We start from the raw sequence: 16,072 nt of genomic DNA, 5'->3' as shown, positions 1-16,072 counted from the left end.
GGGTGAGGGCGTGAAGTCGGTCAACGTGCGTACCGGATTCCTCAGCGCCGCCGCCGCCCACGCGGCCGCCGCCGCCCTGCGCCACCTCGCGCCCGGCGGGAGCGCGCGGTGGGAGCGGGTCAACTTCGCCGGCGGGACAGTGGAGTTGTACGCCGGGCCCGCCGCCTGCCTCGGCGTCGTCGCCGGCGTGGTCGCTCTGCCGCCGGGGCCCCGCGCAGCCGCCACCCTCGCCGTACTCGCGGGCGGGGCCTGCGGCGCGTACGACGACATGGCGGGCCGGGACGATCCGCGCCGCGGCTTCCGCGCGCATCTGCGGGCGCTGCGCCGCGGCGAGGTCACCAGCGGGGCCGTCAAGCTGTTCGGGATCTCCGCGGCCGGGCTGGCCGCCGGGGCGCTGCTCAAGGAGCGGCCCGTGGACAAGGTCCTGGCCGGCGTGGTGATCGCGGGAAGCGCGCACCTCGTCAACCTCGTCGACGTACGGCCCGGCCGGGCCGGCACCGCCGTGCTCGCCCTCGCGGCGCCCGGCCTGCTGCGCAAGGGACCCGCCGCGGGGCTCGCCGCCGCCGCGACGGGCGCGGCCGTCGCCGTACTCCCCGCGGACATCGGGCGCCGCGCGATGATCGGCGACACCGGCGCACACGCGCTGGGCGCGGCCCTCGGCGCCGCCGTCGCCGCGGGCAACGGCCGCGCGGGCCTCGCCGCGCACGCGGCGGCCCTGGTGGCCGCGGCGGTCTTCGGCGAGAAGGTCAGCGCGGTTGCCGCCCGGGGCACCGGCTCGTGACCCCCGCGTACAAACCTCGCAACTCTCACCCGTGTGGGTGATCCCGCCCATCGAGTTGCCCGGCGACATACGGAAGTGACCTTTCGGCAGTGCCGGAACGCCCGTGCGGACTGGCATCCTTGGCGCAGCATCTGCCCGAGTACCAGTCCGAGCACCACCACCGACGCAGACCCAGGAGCCCCGGCCACGTGAGCCACGTGAGCAGCCACTCGCCGCACGGACAGACGCCGCTGCACACCGTTCAGGTCCTCGGCGGTGGCAGCGCGGGCAGCAGCGCGCACGTCAGATCGCTGGCCGCGGGCCTCGCCGCCCGGGGCGTGCGGGTCACCGTGTGCGCCCCCGACGAGGCAGCCCGCATCTACGACTTCACCGCCGCCGGCGCCCGGCACGTCTCCGTGCCCCGCAGCGCCGACCCCGCCGCCGTGGCCGCCCTGCGCACCGCCTGCGCCGACGCCGACCTCGTCCACGCGCACGGACTGCACGCCGCCCTCCGCGCCGCCGTCGCCCTGACCGGGCGCCACACCCCGCTCGTCGTCACCTGGCACACCCGCGCGCACGCGCAGGGCGCCCGGGCCGGTGTCCTGCGCCTGTTGGAGCGGCGGGTCGCCCGGGCCGCCGCCGTCGTCCTCGGCGCCTCGTCCGACCTCGTCGACCGGGCCCGCAGCAGAGGCGCGCGCGACGCCCGCCTCGCCGCCGTCGCGCTGCCCGCGCCGCGCCGCCCGGAGACCGCGGAGGAGGCCGACAGCATCCCGCACAAGGCCCGCGCCGAACTCGGCGCCGTGGAGCGCCCGTTGATCCTCGCCGTCGGCGCGCTGGAGCGCAGCCGCGGCTACGACGTCCTGCTCGACGCCACCCGCGCCTGGCGCCACCTCGACCCGATGCCCCTCCTGCTGGTGGCGGGGGAGGGCCCCGAACGCGCCGTCCTGCAGCGTCGCATCGAGGACGAACGGCTCCCCGCCCGGCTCATCGGGCGCCGCGACGACGTCCCCGAACTCCTCGCCGCCGCCGACGTCGCCGTCCTGCCCAGCAGTTGGGAGTCCCGCTCGGTGCTCGCCCAAGAGGCGCTGCACGCGCGCGTGCCGCTCGTCGCGACCGCGGTCGGCGGCATCCCCGAACTCGTCGGCGACGCCGCGGAACTCGTCCCCTACGGCGACGTGGACGCCCTCTCCAGTGCCGTCGTACGTCTGCTCGCGAACCCTGTCCGACAGGCCGAACTCGCGGACAGGGGCGCGGCCCAGGCCGCCACTTGGCCGACCGAGGACGAGACGGTCACCCAAGTCCTCAGCGTCTACGACGAGTTGACCCAGCCCCTGCCGTACGGCTGACTTCCCTGGCCGCGTCCCTAGGCGACGTGTCTGCGCGCCCGCAGCGCCAGGCTGAGCGCCAGGACCGTCTGCGGGTCGTCCAGGTCCGTGCCCAGCAACTCGCTGATCCGGGCGAGGCGGTTGTACAGGGTCTGCCGGTTCAGGTGCAGCTCGCGCGCCGTCTCCGCCTTGCGGCCCGCGTGCGCCAGATAGGTCTGCAGCGTGGGCAGCAGCGGCGGCTTCGAGCGCTCGTCGTGGGCGCGCAGCGGGCCGATCGCGCGGTCCACGAACGCCGCGAGGACGCCGTCCTCGTCATGGCGGTGCAGCCGCCACAGCAGGAGGTCTATGTCGAGGCGCCGCGCGTCGTACCAGGGGCGGTCGGGCAGCCCCTGCGCGGCCGTCGCGGTCTCCGCCGCGTGCCGCAGGCCCGCCGACGCCGCCGCCCAGCCGCCCGCGACCCCGACGACCACCACCGGCGGCTGCGCGCCGGGCCGCCGCATCCCGGCCCGTTCGACGCCGGCCCGCAGCGCGGTCGCGACCCGGTCGGCCACCGCCGTCCGCTCGGACTCCGAGCGCAGGCCGAGCAGCAGCGGTACGCGGCCCTCGACGGGACGCACGCCCAGCAGCGCGGGCACTCCCACCGACGCCAGCTCCTCGGCGACCGCCCGCGCAAGGACCGCCCAGCCCCCGCCGGTCGGCAGCCCGTCCGCGAGCCGCATCACCACCGGAAGCAGCGGGCTGCCGGCCGGGGCCGGCTTGAAGCCGAGGACGCGGGCCTGCGCGGGGGCGTCGTCGGCGGTGATCCGGCCCTCGGCGAGGTCGGTCAGGAAGTCGCCGCGGCCGCGCGCCGCGAGCTCCTCCTCCTGGCGGGCCTGCATCAGGACGACGGCCAGGCTGCCCGCCGCCCGCTCCGCCGCGATGCGGTGCACCGGCTGCGGCGCGGACTCCACGGCGAGCAGCACCAGGCGGGCCCGTACGGACCCCGCGCCGGGGCCGCCGCCCGGCACGTCGACGAGGACCGCGCTCGCGGGCGGCCCCTCCCGGTCCACGGGGCGCCCGCGCAGCCCCTCCCACACCTGGAGCGGATCCGCGCACTCGGTGCCCGCCCCGGCCGCGTACAGGAGCTGGCGGTCCGCCGTCTCCAGGAACACCGGGTTGCCGCTGAACTCCGCGAGGATGCCGAGGACCTGCGGGATGCCGCCCCCGCCGAGCAGCGCCTCCGTACAGCGCCTGTGCACCTCCTCGGCCTGCTGCAGCAGCGCGTAGTGGCCGTTGACGATCTCGGTGTGCACCTCTTCGGTGACCGTCACGAACGGCACCTCGCGGTGCAGCTGGACCAGCGGCAGACCGGCGGCCCGCGCGGTCTCCACGAGCGCGGCGGGCAGCCGGGTGAAGCGCGGGCCCAGCTCGACGACGAGCGCCGCGATGCCGCGCTCGGCGAGCCTGCGCACGAACGCGCGCTGTTCGGCGGGGCGCGCGCCGAGCCCGAGCCCCGTGGTGAGCAGCAGTTCGCCGCCCTTGAGCAGCGAGGCCATGTTGGGCACCTCGCCCGCGTGCACCCACCGCACCGTCCGCTGCAGCCGCTCCGCGCCCGCGACGACCTCGGGGAGCCCGCCGCGCAGCCCCGGAAGTTCCAGCGCGCGCTGGACCGTGATGCCGCCCTGAGTGCCCTGACTGTCCATGGCGCGGACGCTACCGGGGCGCACGGGACGGCAACATCCCGGCCGGGGCACGGCACCGCCCCACATCCCCGACCGCCCGGTAACTCTTCGCCTCGGCGCGGCACTTGCCCGCCCCGCCGTCAGTTGTGGCGTACCTCACACGCGCGGAGCGGTAGGCCACGCACGGTCGTCCACGGTCAGGAACGGTTCGCCCGCCACGGCGGCCGGGGTGGCGCCGGTGAAGGCCACGACGTCCCGGTGCAGATGCGACTGGTCGCAGTACCCGGTGTCCGCCGCGACCCCGGCCGGTCCCGCCCCGGCGACCAGGCGGTGGACGGCGTGGTCGAAGCGGACCAGCCTCGCGGCCTGCTTGGGCGGCATGCCGAGGTGGTCGCGGAACCGGGACCACAGGCGCTTGCGGCTCCATCCGAGGTCGTCGGCCAGCCGCTCCACCCGTACGAGACTCCCGCTGTCGACGATGCGCCGCCAGGCCCAGGCCACCGCGGGATCCACCGGCGCCCGGCCCGCGCACCGGCGGGCGAGCTCGGCCTCGGTGTACGCGAAGCGCTCCTGCCAGGTGTCGAGGCCGGCGAGGCGCTCGCACACCTGTGCCGCCCGGCGGCCCCACACGTCGTCGAGGCGGACCACGGCCCCGTCGAGATCGGCCGGGCAGACGCCGAGGATCGCGCCGGCGGCCGGCGGGGAGAGCCGCACCTGTACGCAGGCGACATCCTCGCCCCACGCCCGTACGGCCCCGCCGGAACCGAAACCGGGCCCGGCGACGAGGCTGCCCCGGTGCCGCCGCCCGGCGCCGTCGTCCACGGCGGGCCGGCCGGGACCGAACGCGAGGACCAGCATCACGGCCGGGTGCGGCACGATCCGCAGCCCCCCCGAGAGCGGGCCGAGCGGGCCGAACACCCGGAACCCCGCCACGTCGACGCCGGGCACCCCGTCACGCCGCCGCGGGCGCGCGACGTCCCACGCGGCGGGATCGTCACGCCTCTGCGTGGTGAGCCTCATCGCTTCAGGCTACGCGGACGGCGCGGGGAACATTCGTCCAATCCGGCGCCGGGTCACGGGGGAGACAGTCGCGCCATGACCACCTCCGAGAACCACCCCCGAAGCAGCGCCGAAGCCGTCCACCAGGAGATCCTCCGGCCCCTCGAACACGGTGACCTCCACGTTCGTCAGGACGGCCCGCGCGGCGCCCCCGTCCTGCTGCTCCTGCACGGCTCCGCGACCACCAGCACCTCGTGGAACGCTCTGGTCCCGCTGCTGGCCGACGCCCATCGCGTCGTCCGGGTCGACCTGCCGGGCCACGGCCGCTCGGCCGAACCCGTCCGCGGCTACGACACCTCCGGCCTCGGGCAGACGCTCGGCGCGGCCCTCGACCGGCTCGGCATCGGGCGCGCCACCGTCGTCGGCCACTCCAGCGGGGGCTACGCCGCCACCGCGCTGGCCGAGCGGCGGCCCGACCTCGTGAGTGCCCTCGTCCTCATCAACACCGGACCCGGCCCGCACGCCTACATCGCGCCGGAGACGGCCGCCTTCGACCCCGCCCGGTGGCCGCCGGGCGACGAGCAGATCCGGCACTTCGCGAACAGCGGCTTCCGCGCCGGGTTCGAGGTGCCCCAGGACCTCGTCGACGAACTGCGGGAGAGCCGGATCCAGGCGGTCACCGCCGCCATGCGGGCGTCCCTGGCGTACCTGGGTGAACGGCCGCTCCCCGAACGGCTCGCCGCCCTCGGCAAACCGCTGCAGGTGATCTTCGGCGACCGGGACCGCCGCTGGCGCCCCACGTCCGCGGCCGACTACCGCGCCGTCCCCGGCGCCGTCGTCACGATGCTGCCCGGCGCCGGACACACCCCCATCCTGGAGGAGCCGTCCCGTACCGCCGCACTGATCCTGGCCTTCACCCGGAGCCACCCGCAGCGAGCAGCCGACGCCACGTAAGGCGTCGGGCGGAGAAACACGGCGCCCCCGCCGGCATCCGACGGGGGCGCACGTGACGTGGCGTCAGCCAGCGGCCGCTATCCGCCGTACGCCCCCGAAGCCGTCAGCCGCAGCGCCGTGTCGATCAGCGGCACGTGGCTGAACGCCTGCGGGAAGTTGCCGACCTGACGCTGCGCCGCGGAGTCCCACTCCTCGGCGAGCAGACCCAGGTCGTTGCGGAGCGCGAGCAGCTTCTCGAAGAGCTTGCGCGCCTCGTCCACCCGGCCGATCATCGCCAGGTCGTCGGCCATCCAGAACGAGCAGGCGAGGAACGCGCCCTCGTCGCCCTCCAGGCCGTCCACGCCCTCGTCGTCACCGGACGTCGGGTAGCGCAGGATGAACCCGTCCGGGGTGGACAGCTCCCGCTGGATCGCCTCGATGGTGCCGATCACGCGCTTGTCGTCCGGCGGCAGGAAGCCCATCTGCGGAATTAGCAGCAGCGAGGCGTCCAGCTCCTTGGAGCCGTACGACTGCGTGAAGGTGTTCCGCTCCGGGTCGTAGCCCCGCTCGCACACGTCCCGGTGGATGTCGTCGCGCAGGTCGCGCCACTTGTCCAGCGGGCCGTCCGCGTCGCCGGACTCGATGAGCTTGATGGTGCGGTCCACGGCGACCCAGGCCATCACCTTGGAGTGCACGAAGTGCCGGCGCGGGCCGCGCACCTCCCAGATGCCCTCGTCCGGCTCGTCCCAGTGGTCCTCCAGATACCGGATCAGCTTGAGCTGGAGGAGGGCGGCGTAGTCGTTGCGGGCCAGGCCCGTCATGTGCGCCAGGTGCAGGGCCTCGGTGACCTCGCCGTACACGTCGAGCTGCAGCTGGCCCGCGGCGCCGTTGCCCGCCCGGACCGGCGTGGAGCCCTCGTACCCCGGCAGCCAGTCCAGTTCGGTCTCGCCGAGCTCGCGCTCGCCCGCGATGCCGTACATGATCTGCAGGTTCTCCGGGTCGCCCGCCACCGAGCGGAGCAGCCACTCGCGCCAGGCACGGGCCTCCTCGCGGTAGCCGGTGCGCAGCAGCGAGGAGAGCGTGATCGCGGCGTCGCGCAGCCAGGTGAAGCGGTAGTCCCAGTTGCGCGAGCCCCCGATGTCCTCGGGCAGCGACGTGGTGGGCGCGGCGACGATCCCGCCGGTCGGCGCGTACGTCAGCGCCTTCAGGGTGATCAGCGAGCGGATCACGGCCTCCCGGTAGGGGCCGTGGTACGTACAGTGCTCCACCCACTCCCGCCAGAACGTCTCGGTGGCGGTGAGCGCCGCCTCCGGCTCGGGCAGCGCGGGCTGGTCCTTGTGCGAGGGCTGCCACGAGATCGTGAACGCGATCCGCTCGCCCGGCGCGACCGTGAAGTCCGAGTAGGTGGTCAGGTCCTTGCCGTAGGTCTCGGCGGTCGTGTCGTGCCACACCGAGTCGGGGCCCGCGACGGCCACGGTGCGCCCGTCGACCTTGTGGACCCACGGCACCACCCGGCCGTAGCTGAACCGCATGCGCAGCGCCGAACGCATCGGCACCCGTCCGCTGACGCCCTCGACGATGCGGATGAGCTGCGGCGCGTCGGTGTCGCGCGGCGGCATGAAATCGATCACGCGGACGGTGCCGCGCGCCGTGTCCCACTCGGATTCGAGCACCAGGGAGTCGCCGCGGTACGAGCGGCGCGTGGCAGCGGGTGGCTGCGCGTCCGGGTTGTGGGCCGGTCCAAGACGCCAGAAGCCGTGCTCCTCGGTGCCCAGAAGGCCGGCGAATACGGCGTGGGAGTCGAAGCGGGGCAGGCACAGCCAGTCGACTGTGCCGTCCCGGCAGACCAGGGCGGCGGTCTGCATGTCTCCGATGAGTGCGTAGTCCTCGATGCGCCCGGCCACGTCTATCTCCAGTCGAACGGCCACGTTCGCCCCGCGGGGCGCTTACAGGTCAGCGGTCAAGTGATCGTTGACGAGCGCTTGTTCCGGGTGCAAGGCGGGATGGTGCCGTGTGCCGGAGGGGGCTCGGCAGCGAGTGTCCGAGCAGGATACGACGCACCCCGGTGATCTGCGCGCCCCTCCCGGCAACGAGCCTCCGCCGAACGGGTGAGCGGCAGGTGAGAGGCGGTGCGCGGGGGAAAAGTAGCAGCGTGCGCGGCTGGTGCCCCGCTCCGCGGCGTGCGTGTCCCGTGACCGGTTTGTGTGTGTCCGGTGGCGGAGCGTGGCCGGAAGCGGTCCCGGTCCGGCGCTGATACCCTGGTAGCCCGTGAGCCGGTGGTCATAGAACCCCCGAACCGCAGCGACGGCGCCTCCCCGAATCCCTGGTGAGGAGGCCGGTACGCACCTCCAGACCGCGACCACGGGAGCCCCCTCTTGGCCATGCAGCCCAAATCCAAGACGACCAAGCACATCTTCGTCACCGGGGGTGTCGCCTCTTCCCTCGGCAAGGGTCTGACTGCCTCCAGCCTGGGTGCGCTCCTCAAGGCGCGTGGCCTGCGCGTCACGATGCAGAAGCTCGACCCGTACCTGAACGTCGACCCGGGCACGATGAACCCCTTCCAGCACGGTGAGGTGTTCGTCACCAACGACGGCGCCGAGACCGACCTGGACATCGGCCACTACGAGCGCTTCCTCGACGTCGACCTCGACGGTTCGGCGAACGTGACCACCGGCCAGGTCTACTCGCAGGTGATCGCCAAGGAGCGGCGCGGCGAGTACCTCGGCGACACCGTCCAGGTCATCCCGCACATCACCAACGAGATCAAGCACCGCATCCGCCGCATGGCGACGGACGACGTCGACGTCGTCATCACCGAGGTCGGCGGCACGGTCGGCGACATCGAGTCGCTGCCGTTCCTGGAGACCGTCCGCCAGGTCCGCCACGAGGTCGGCCGCGACAACGTCTTCGTCGTGCACATCTCGCTGCTGCCCTACATCGGCCCCTCCGGCGAGCTGAAGACCAAGCCGACCCAGCACTCGGTGGCCGCGCTCCGCAACATCGGCATCCAGCCGGACGCCATCGTGCTGCGCGCCGACCGCGAGGTGCCGACCGCCATCAAGCGCAAGATCTCGCTGATGTGCGACGTCGACGAGGCCGCCGTGGTCGCCGCCATCGACGCCAAGTCGATCTACGACATCCCGAAGGTGCTGCACACCGAGGGCCTGGACGCCTACGTCGTGCGCAAGCTCGACCTGCCGTTCCGCGACGTCGACTGGACCCAGTGGGACGACCTCCTGGACCGGGTGCACAACCCGAAGCACGAGGTCACCGTCGCCCTGGTCGGCAAGTACATCGACCTGCCCGACGCCTACCTCTCGATCACCGAGGCGATGCGCGCCGGCGGCTTCGCCAACAAGGCCCGCGTCAAGGTCAAGTGGGTCACCTCCGACGACTGCAAGACGCAGGCGGGCGCCCAGAAGCAGCTCGGCGACTGCGACGCGATCCTGATCCCCGGCGGCTTCGGCGAGCGCGGCGTCGACGGCAAGGTCGGCGCCATCCAGTACGCCCGCGAGAACAAGGTGCCGCTGCTCGGCATCTGCCTGGGCCTGCAGTGCATCGTCATCGAGGCGGCCCGCAACCTCGCGGACATCCCCGACGCCAACTCCACCGAGTTCGACGCGGCCACCGGCCACCCGGTGATCTCCACCATGGCCGAGCAGCTCGACATCGTCGCCGGCGAGGGCGACATGGGCGGCACGATGCGCCTGGGCATGTACCCCGCCAAGCTCGCCGAGGGCTCCATCGCGCGCGAGGTGTACGACGGCAAGGAGTACGTGGAGGAGCGCCACCGCCACCGCTACGAGGTGAACAACGCCTACCGCGCGGACCTGGAGAAGAAGGCCGGCATCCAGTTCTCCGGCCTCTCCCCGGACGGCAAGCTCGTGGAGTACGTCGAGTACCCGCGCGAGGTGCACCCCTACCTGGTCGCCACCCAGGCCCACCCGGAGCTGCGCTCCCGTCCGACTCGCCCGCACCCGCTCTTCGCCGGTCTCGTGAAGGCGGCCGTCGAGCGTCAGCAGGCCGGGGCCAAGCAGGGCGGCAAGTCCGGAAAGTAACACCGGAGCGATACGGTTGCCGGGGTGGGCGTCCCACGGGACGCGCACCCCGGTTTGTCGTTTGCACGTGTGGGAGGACAGGGCATGACGATCAAGGACACCGCCGAGGAGTGGCAGGTCACGGCGACGAAGACCCCCTTCGTCGGCAACAAGACCTCCGTCCGCACCGACGACGTGGTCATGCCCGACGGATCCGTCGTCCACCGCGACTACCAGGTCCACCCGGGCTCGGTCGCCGTCCTCGCGCTCGACGACGAGGGCCGCGTCCTGGTCATCCGTCAGTACCGCCACCCCGTACGCCACAAGCTCTGGGAGATCCCCGCAGGACTCCTCGACGTCCCCGGCGAGAACCCCCTGCACGCCGCCCAGCGCGAGCTGTACGAGGAGGCGCACGTCAAGGCCGAGGACTGGCGGGTCCTCACCGACGTCTACACCACCCCCGGCGGCTGCGACGAGGCCGTGCGCGTCTTCCTCGCCCGTGACCTCTCGGAGGCCGAGGGCGAGCGGTTCGAGGTCGAGGAGGAGGAGTCCGACATGGAGCTCGCCCGGGTGCCCCTCGACGACCTCGTGCGCGGCGTGCTCGCCGGCGAGCTGCACAACAACTGCCTCGTCGTCGGCGCCCTCTCGCTGCAGGCCGTCCTGAACGGCGACGGCGTGGACGCGCTGCGCCCCGCCGAGGCTCCCTGGCCCGCCCGCCCCTTCGAGGCCTGAGGACCCCTCAGAACCGTCCGGTGTGACGATCTACTGATCCGATCGGGCGACTTGTGCGTGCTGCGCGCCCGGGAGGGGCGCAGGGCCTGAACTAGGCTCTGAAAGCGTCCCGCCCGGAGCCCCGGCGGGCTCGTGCGCAGGCGGACGGGAGCGTGGCCCGTGACGGATCAGGCAGTCGACACGGACGGTGCGACGGCGGGTGGCGCGGTGCCCTCACCCGCGCGCGCCTCGCTGGAGTCGACACGGGCTCAGTTCGTCGGCAGACGCCGGGAGTTGAAAGAGCTCCGCGCCGACGTCGACCGCGCGGGCCTCGACACCCTCTCCGGCCGCAAGGCACCCCGCGCGCGCGTCCTGCTCGTCGCGGGCCGCCCCGGCTCGGGCCGCACCGCACTCGCCGAGGAACTCGTCCGGCAGCTCGCCGACGACTACCCCGACGGGGTGCTGCGCGCCCACCTCACCGACCCCGACGGCACCCCGGTCCCCACCGAGCGCACCGCCCGCGGCCTGCTGGACGCGCTGGCCGTGCCCGCCCCGCCCGGAGCCGCGGAGGACGACCTCGCCGAGACGCTCCGCGCGGCCCTCGCCGACCGCAGGGCGCTGCTGCTCCTCGACGACGCGGCCGACGCCGGACAGGTCGACGCGCTCCTCCCGGACACCCCCGACTGCCTGGTCGTCGCGGTCGCCGAGGGCCCGCTCACCGGCATCCCCGACGTCCGGCCCTGCACCCTCGGCGGCCTGGACAAGGAGGCCGCCGTCGAACTCCTCGCGCGCGCCGCGGGCCCCGTCCGCATCACCGTCGACCCGGGCTCGGCGGAGTCCCTGGTCGAGGTGTGCGCGGCCCACCCCGCGACGCTCGTGCTGGCCGGCGGCTGGCTCGCGGTGCGGCCCAAGGCCGCCGTCGCCGACCTCGCCAAACGGGTGCGCGCGCTGCCCGAGGAGGGCTCGGCCCTCGCGCGTGTCTTCGGCCACACCTACGCCTCGCTCCCCTCGCCCGCCGCGCGGATACTGCGACTGCTCTGCCTCGCCCCGGCCGGCCACATCGACCCGCACACCGCCTCCGCGCTCGCGGGCTGCTCGGTCTCCGGGGCCAAGACCACGCTGGACGACTTCGTCGAGCTCGGGCTCGTCCGGGCCGTACCGTCCTCGCTTCCGCAGTACGAGGTGCCCGGCTGCCTGGTGCCGCTGCTGCGGGCCCGTACCGAGAGCCAGGACAAGCCGGGCGAGATCCAGCTGGCCAGGGCCCGGATGCTGGAGCGGACCGTGCGGCTCCTGCAGTCCTGCCGCGCCGTCACCGAGCCCGAGGACGCCACCGCCCGCGGGAAGATCGCGGGACTGCCGCCCGCCCTGCGCTTCCCCAGCCGGCAGGCCGCCGCCGAGTGGCTGTCGGTGCGGCAGCCCGCGCTGCTCGCCGCCGCCCGGCTCGCGGTCGCCGACGGCGAGCTGGACACGCTGGCGCGCAGGCTGATGGCGGCCCTGACCCGGGCGCTCGTCGCGCACCGCGGCACCGAGGCCGCAGCCCCCGAGCTGTACGGCATCCACCAGCTGGTCCTGGGCGTCGCCGAGCGGCGGAACCTGCCGCGCGAGCAGGCCGCGGCGCTGCTGAACCTCGCGGACCTGGACGCGCAGACGGGCCGCACCCGCGACGCGCTGGCCCGCTACCGCGCGGCGCTCGACGCGGGCCGGGCCGCGAACGATCCGTATGCCACCGGCCGCGCGATGGAATCCGTAGGCGGCGCCTATCAGGAGCTGGGGGACTGGTCGCGGGCCTCCGACTGGTTCGGCCGCGCGCTGGCCCACCGGCTCGCCCGCGACGAGCGCGTGGACGCGGCCCGCCTCTACGGACGGATCGGCACGGTGCACACGTACGCGGGACGGTACGGCGAGGCGCTGCGGAACTGGAGTTCGGCGGTGACCGGGCACCGCAGGAACGGCGATGTCACCGCCCAGGCGCGGGCGTTGAGCGAGATGGCCCGGGTGCAGGAGTACGCGGGCCGGCCCGAGGAGTCGTTGCGCACCTGCCAGGAGGCGGTCGAGTGGGCGCGCCAGGCCGAGGACGTCCGGCTGCAGGCGGCGCTGCAGCTGCGGCTCGCGGACACCCTGGAGCGGCTCGGCGACCCGGCCGCGGCCCGGCTGCACCGGAGCGCCGCCGAGCGCATGCTGGGAGAGGAGCTTCCGCAGGTCGCCAGGCTGGAAAGGAATGGTGGAGCGGAGCCTTCCGCCTACGAAATCCGTAGTGCATCCGCAGAAGATTGAAGCATTGGAAGGCTAGACAGCGAGAAATCCTTCATTAGACTGGCTCCGCCGCATACCTCTGCGGTGTCTCCCGCTGCGCCCCCACGTGCACCGGTATGCGTTGCATTGCCCGAGAAATCCCCTGAGCCAAGGACCGTGATCGACGATGAAGGTCGGCATCCCCCGCGAGGTCAAGAACAACGAGTTCCGGGTGGCCATCACCCCCGCCGGTGTGCACGAGCTGGTGCGCCACGGCCACCAGGTCGTCATCGAGCGGAACGCCGGCGTCGGCTCCTCGATCACGGACGCCGAGTACGTCTCGGCGGGCGCGAAGATCCTGGACACCGCCGACGAGGTCTGGGCCACCGCCGACCTGCTCCTGAAGGTCAAGGAGCCCATCGCGGAGGAGTACCACCGCCTCCGCAAGGACCAGACGCTCTTCACCTACCTGCACCTGGCCGCGTCCAGGGAGTGCACGGACGCGCTCCTGGAGTCGGGCACGACCGCCATCGCGTACGAGACGGTGGAGACCGCCGGCCGCGCGCTGCCGCTGCTCGCCCCGATGTCCGAGGTCGCGGGCCGTCTCGCCCCGCAGGTCGGCGCCTACCACCTGATGGCCGCCAACGGCGGCCGCGGCGTGCTGCCGGGCGGTGTCCCGGGCGTCGCCGCCGGCAAGGCCGTCGTCATCGGCGGCGGCGTCTCCGGCTGGAACGCCGCGCAGATCGCCATCGGCATGGGCTTCCACGTGACCCTGCTCGACAAGGACATCAACAAGCTCAAGGAAGCCGACAAGATCTTCGGCACGAAGATCCAGACCGTCGTCTCCAACGCCTTCGAGCTGGAGAAGGCCTGCCTGGAGGCCGACCTCGTCATCGGTGCCGTCCTCATCCCCGGCGCCAAGGCCCCGAAGCTGGTCACCAACGAGCTCGTCTCCCGGATGAAGCCGGGAAGTGTCCTTGTCGACATCGCGATTGACCAGGGCGGCTGCTTCGAGGACTCGCACCCGACCACGCACGCCGAGCCGACCTTCCCGGTCCACAACTCGGTCTTCTACTGCGTCGCCAACATGCCGGGCGCGGTGCCGAACACCTCCACGTACGCGCTGACCAACGCGACCATGCCGTACATCGTCGAGCTGGCGAACCGCGGCTGGGTCGAGGCCCTGCGCCGCGACCCGGCGCTCGCCCTGGGCCTCAACACCCATGACGGCAAGGTGGTTTACAAGGAGGTCGCGGAGTCCCACGGCCTGGAGCACGTCGAGCTGGAGACGCTCCTCGGCTGAACCGGATGACCGACTCCGGTCGGTCTTACGACACTTTCGTCAACGAAAGTCGTCAATCTCACGCCAGCGGCCGGACCTTGAGAGGGGTCCGGCCGTATGCGTATCCGTGTCGACACGGTCAACTGGCCTTGAACGTAACCCTTTAACCGTTTCGCCCACCCTCGAAACGCGGCGATGACGAGCCGTACGCCCTTGACACAAGGGTGTTCCGTTGCCGACACATCGGGCCGGGTCCGGTGGATTGTGTTGCTGTGGAGCGGTGACACGCCATAGAGTCGCCAACCGTCGGCATGGTGCCACGCTGACCTATCGAGAAATTTCCTGGTCACCAAGGAGGTAAGACGACTTGTGAATGAGTCGACATTTGCTCCCGGGGGTGGTCAACCAGGAACGTCTGTGCGGGACCAGGGTCCCGTGGGGCTCGAGGCCGTCGGCTCGGTCGCTGTCCGCACCTTCGAAGCCCGGCAGAGCCCCCAGCCGACACAGTCAGCACCCCAGAGCATGGATGGCCATCACGTGAACGCCATGGCCGGCGACCGGAGTGGCGATAACACCCACACCCACCTCGCCGACTACGAGGAACTGCCCCAGGGGCACTTCTACGACCCCGACGCCGAGTACGAGCCCGATCCGGAGTACGCGGCCACGCTCGCGCCGGACGCGGCCCGCCAGCGCCGTGAACGCATCGGCCCCACGGGACGCCCGCTGCCGTACTTCCCGATCCCGGGCCCGCTGACCGACCACGGTCCGGCCAAGATCATCGCGATGTGCAACCAGAAGGGCGGCGTCGGCAAGACGACGTCGACCATCAACCTGGGCGCGGCCCTCGCGGAGTACGGACGCCGGGTCCTGCTCGTCGACTTCGACCCGCAGGGCGCCCTCTCGGTGGGCCTCGGGGTGAACCCGATGGAGCTGGACCTGACGGTCTACAACCTCCTCATGGAGCGCGGCATGTCCGCGGACGAGGTGCTCCTGAAGACGGCGGTCCCCAACATGGACCTGCTGCCCAGCAACATCGACCTGTCCGCGGCCGAGGTCCAGCTGGTGAGCGAGGTCGCGCGCGAGTCGACGCTGCAGCGCGCCCTGAAGCCGCTCATGCAGGACTACGACTACATCGTGATCGACTGTCAGCCCTCGCTCGGCCTGCTCACCGTGAACGCCCTGACGGCGGCTCACAAGGTGATCGTGCCGCTCGAGTGCGAGTTCTTCGCGCTGCGCGGCGTGGCCCTGCTGACCGAGACGATCGAGAAGGTCCAGGAGCGGCTCAACCCCGACCTGGAGCTCGACGGCATCCTCGCGACCATGTACGACTCCCGCACGGTGCACAGCCGTGAGGTGCTCGCGCGCGTGGTCGAGGCCTTCGACGACCACGTCTACCACACGGTCATCGGGCGCACGGTCCGCTTCCCGGAGACCACGGTCGCCGGTGAGCCGATCACGACGTACGCCTCGAACTCGGTCGGCGCGGCCGCCTATCGCCAGCTCGCCAGGGAGGTGCTCGCCCGGTGTCACGCCGAGTGAGTCTGCCGGGGGCCGACGAACTGTTCCGCACGACCGGGGGGATGGCGCTGCAGTCGTCCTCGCCGCGGCGCGGCACCAACGGCGAGGCGAGGGTGCCCGCTCCGGCGGGCGAGAGCGACGAGACGGCGGCATCGGCCGAGGAGACCGCGCAGGGCGACGGCGGTGAACCCGCCGAACACGCGGCCGCGGACGCGGAGTCCGGGGCCGAGTCGCGCAGCAGGGCGGCCGCCGCCGAGGGCGAGAAGAACGCGGGACGCCGCTCCGCCGAGTCGGCGCAGGAAGGTTCGGCCGCCCAGGGCGGCGGCAAGTCCGCGGGCGCCTCGACCGCGCAGGCGCGGCGCCGCGCCCGGGCGGCCAACCGGCGGCCCAGCGGGCGTGAGCGGCACGACGAGAAGATCACCGTGTACGTCTCCGCCGAGGAGCTGATGGACCTCGAACACGCGCGCCTGGTGCTGCGCGGTGAGCACGGCCTCGCGGTCGACCGCGGGCGCATCGTGCGCGAGGCGGTCGCCGTCGTCCTCGCCGACCTGGAGTCGCGCGGGGACGCGAGCATCCTCGTACGACGGCTTCGCGGGCGGTAGGGGTAGCGT

12 protein-coding genes are annotated in these 16,072 nt (G+C 73.1%); 9 read left to right on the top strand and 3 right to left on the bottom strand.

Features of this window, described 5'->3' with window-relative positions:
- Positions 1–10: 10 nt before the first annotated feature.
- Positions 11–781: a hypothetical protein gene (locus ACFYO9_RS35675; protein WP_388667053.1), complete on the top strand. Its 771-nt coding sequence runs from the start codon at positions 11–13 to the stop codon at positions 779–781.
- A 188-nt stretch (positions 782–969) separates the two neighbouring features.
- Positions 970–2,106, top strand: a complete 1,137-nt coding sequence (locus tag ACFYO9_RS35670; protein WP_358779057.1) for a glycosyltransferase family 4 protein — start codon at positions 970–972, stop codon at positions 2,104–2,106.
- 17 nt (positions 2,107–2,123) lie between these two features.
- Here the strand turns inward: ACFYO9_RS35670 and ACFYO9_RS35665 are convergent, their stop codons facing one another.
- Entirely contained in the window at positions 2,124–3,767 is a 1,644-nt protein-coding gene (locus ACFYO9_RS35665; protein WP_358779056.1) for a PucR family transcriptional regulator, read from the bottom strand.
- Positions 3,768–3,902: 135 nt separating this feature from the next.
- On the bottom strand, positions 3,903–4,766 hold the full coding sequence (locus ACFYO9_RS35660; RefSeq protein WP_358779055.1) for a helix-turn-helix domain-containing protein: 864 nt from the start codon (positions 4,764–4,766) through the stop codon (positions 3,903–3,905).
- A 75-nt stretch (positions 4,767–4,841) separates the two neighbouring features.
- Here ACFYO9_RS35660 and ACFYO9_RS35655 point away from each other — a divergent pair, with 75 nt between their 5' ends.
- Positions 4,842–5,699, top strand: coding sequence for an alpha/beta fold hydrolase (locus ACFYO9_RS35655; protein WP_358779054.1), 858 nt, complete (start codon positions 4,842–4,844; stop codon positions 5,697–5,699).
- A gap of 77 nt (positions 5,700–5,776) precedes the next feature.
- On the opposite strand, the gene ACFYO9_RS35650 is transcribed toward ACFYO9_RS35655, so the two are convergent.
- Positions 5,777–7,606, bottom strand: a complete 1,830-nt coding sequence (locus ACFYO9_RS35650) for a glycoside hydrolase family 15 protein (RefSeq protein WP_355809907.1) — start codon at positions 7,604–7,606, stop codon at positions 5,777–5,779.
- 453 nt (positions 7,607–8,059) lie between these two features.
- Between ACFYO9_RS35650 and ACFYO9_RS35645 the strand changes: the two genes are divergently transcribed.
- The 6 genes from ACFYO9_RS35645 to ACFYO9_RS35620 all read left to right on the top strand — a co-directional run bounded on the left by ACFYO9_RS35645 (position 8,060) and on the right by ACFYO9_RS35620 (position 16,063).
- A complete protein-coding gene (locus ACFYO9_RS35645) occupies positions 8,060–9,736 on the top strand; it encodes a CTP synthase (protein ID WP_358713584.1) in 1,677 nt (558 codons plus the stop codon).
- 84 nt (positions 9,737–9,820) lie between these two features.
- Positions 9,821–10,447, top strand: coding sequence for an NUDIX hydrolase (locus tag ACFYO9_RS35640; protein WP_355809911.1), 627 nt, complete (start codon positions 9,821–9,823; stop codon positions 10,445–10,447).
- Between the two features lie 159 nt (positions 10,448–10,606).
- Positions 10,607–12,700, top strand: coding sequence for a tetratricopeptide repeat protein (locus ACFYO9_RS35635; protein ID WP_388667050.1), 2,094 nt, complete (start codon positions 10,607–10,609; stop codon positions 12,698–12,700).
- Positions 12,701–12,845: 145 nt separating this feature from the next.
- On the top strand, positions 12,846–13,961 hold the full coding sequence (gene ald / locus ACFYO9_RS35630; RefSeq protein ID WP_358779053.1) for an alanine dehydrogenase: 1,116 nt from the start codon (positions 12,846–12,848) through the stop codon (positions 13,959–13,961).
- Between the two features lie 348 nt (positions 13,962–14,309).
- Positions 14,310–15,482, top strand: a complete 1,173-nt coding sequence (locus ACFYO9_RS35625; RefSeq protein ID WP_384546000.1) for a ParA family protein — start codon at positions 14,310–14,312, stop codon at positions 15,480–15,482.
- Positions 15,467–16,063 (top strand): hypothetical protein, encoded by a 597-nt coding sequence (locus ACFYO9_RS35620; protein WP_358779052.1) that lies wholly within the window; start codon positions 15,467–15,469, stop codon positions 16,061–16,063. Before ACFYO9_RS35625 ends, ACFYO9_RS35620 begins: the two co-directional genes overlap by 16 nt.
- Positions 16,064–16,072 lie beyond the last annotated feature (9 nt).

Origin of the sequence: Streptomyces sp. NPDC005863, from assembly GCF_042871345.1 — a bacterium.
In the GTDB taxonomy this organism is placed as follows: Bacteria; Actinomycetota; Actinomycetes; order Streptomycetales; family Streptomycetaceae; genus Streptomyces.
Note: the sequence above shows the minus strand (reverse complement) of the source record. Positions and strands in the feature narration are given on the sequence as shown.

What these genes read in the sequence shown, in the direction of transcription:
- ACFYO9_RS35640 (WP_355809911.1), top strand. Translation starts at nt 9,821, where the DNA reads ATGACGATCAAGGACACCGCCGAGGAGTGGCAGGTCACGGCGACGAAG.
- ACFYO9_RS35645 (WP_358713584.1), top strand. Translation starts at nt 8,060, where the DNA reads ATGCAGCCCAAATCCAAGACGACCAAGCACATCTTCGTCACCGGGGGT.
- ACFYO9_RS35665 (WP_358779056.1), bottom strand. Translation starts at nt 3,767, where the DNA reads ATGGACAGTCAGGGCACTCAGGGCGGCATCACGGTCCAGCGCGCGCTG.
- ald (WP_358779053.1), top strand. Translation starts at nt 12,846, where the DNA reads ATGAAGGTCGGCATCCCCCGCGAGGTCAAGAACAACGAGTTCCGGGTG.
- ACFYO9_RS35655 (WP_358779054.1), top strand. Translation starts at nt 4,842, where the DNA reads ATGACCACCTCCGAGAACCACCCCCGAAGCAGCGCCGAAGCCGTCCAC.
- ACFYO9_RS35660 (WP_358779055.1), bottom strand. Translation starts at nt 4,766, where the DNA reads ATGAGGCTCACCACGCAGAGGCGTGACGATCCCGCCGCGTGGGACGTC.